This window comes from Alicyclobacillus fructus (genome assembly GCF_017329605.1).
In the GTDB taxonomy this organism is placed as follows: Bacteria; Bacillota; Bacilli; order Alicyclobacillales; family Alicyclobacillaceae; genus Alicyclobacillus; species Alicyclobacillus fructus.
The window spans coordinates 1-1,440 of sequence record NZ_JAFMTY010000063.1; the positions used below are offsets into that span (position 1 = coordinate 1).

Here is a 1,440-nt window from a genome sequence, read left to right on the forward strand (position 1 = left end):
TGGTATTGAGTCAATACAATGGACACATCAAAATCGAGAATATACAAGATTTCCTGCCCGATGCGCTGCCTGGGCCGTACTTGACATGGAGCCTCCGCGGGCATGATGTCACGTTTGACCGCAGCCGAGCCACGCTCGCCCTTGGAAGACCGGCCAGGCTATCATGCCCGCCTCTCCACGTCAAGCACTCACTTGGCCATCTGCACCGACACCTTTCAACTTCGCCTCGAAGTATTGGCGCTCGACCTCATCGGGCGTCCGATACCCAACTGCACCGTGGATCCGTTGTCGGTTGTACCAGATTTCGATGTACTCGAAGATTCGTCGGATCGCCTCAGCCTGCGTCCGAAATCTCTCGAGGTACACGAGTTCTCGCTTGAGCACACTGTGGAACGATTCCATACAAGCATTGTCATAGCAATTTCCTTTTCGACTCATGCTTGCCGTCATCCCATAGGCTTTGAGTCGGTCCTGATACGCTTGCGACGCATACTGGCTCCCACGATCCGAATGGTGCAGGACAACGCCGTCGCGTTGCTGCCTGTGTTTGTGTGCTTGCTCCAACGCGCGGATGCACAACTCTTTAGACATCCTCGCACCTGCGCTCCAACCTACAATCTTACGGCTGTATAGATCCTCAACGCTGGCAAGATACACCCATCCTTCATCCGTGGGGATGTACGTGATATCTGCCATATAGACCTGCCCTGGCCGTTCTGCCACAAAACGCTGATTGAGGACGTTCTCATGCACGGGATGACGATGCTTCGAATCCGTTGTCGCTTTGTACTTGCGTACGGTACGACTCCGAAGCCCGTGCTCTCGCATGAGACGTGCGACCGTCTTTTGTGCAATCCGTTCCCCGTCCCGACGTAGGAGCGCTGTGATCTTTGGACTCCCGTACAGTCGACGAGATTGCAGGAACAGCTCATGAATGCGACGGATCCGTCGCTTCCTGCGCTTGGCGCGAAGACTTTCGGGCCGTCCGCGCCATGCGTAGTAGCCGCTCCGAGATACACCGAGGACTTTGCACATCTTCTGAACCGGAAATTCGGAGCGGTGCTTGTGGATCCAGGCATACACTACTTCCGGTCGTTGGTGAAGATGCGCATGGCTTTTTTTAGGATCTCATTCTCCTCTCGCAATTGGCGATTTTCCCGCTCCAGATCGCGCATCGCTTTCGCTTCCGGTCTCAGGTTTCCGCTTCCGACGAACGGGGTTTCGGGATCTTCGCGATACTTCGCGATCCACCCGTACAAACTCTTCACAGATATCCCGAGATCGCGTGCGATTTCACTTGCTGGCTTGTGGCCTTCCAAAGCGAGTTGAACAGCATGGAGTTTAAAGTCGTTGTCGTACTTTTGTGTCACGTGGCTCACCTCGAATCGACTTATTCTTACATTCTCGATTCGCCGTGTCCACTGTTTTAACCTAACACCA

General features: G+C 54.2%; 1 protein-coding gene. It reads right to left on the reverse strand.

The features are described 5' to 3' along the window. Positions 1–180 precede the first annotated feature (180 nt). Positions 181–1,370 (reverse strand): IS3 family transposase gene (locus J3481_RS14315; protein WP_328702005.1). Its coding sequence is split into 2 segments (ribosomal slippage): positions 181–1,124 and positions 1,124–1,370, totalling 1,191 coding nucleotides; the frame shifts between segments, so codons are not numbered across the junction. Positions 1,371–1,440: the final 70 nt, after the last annotated feature.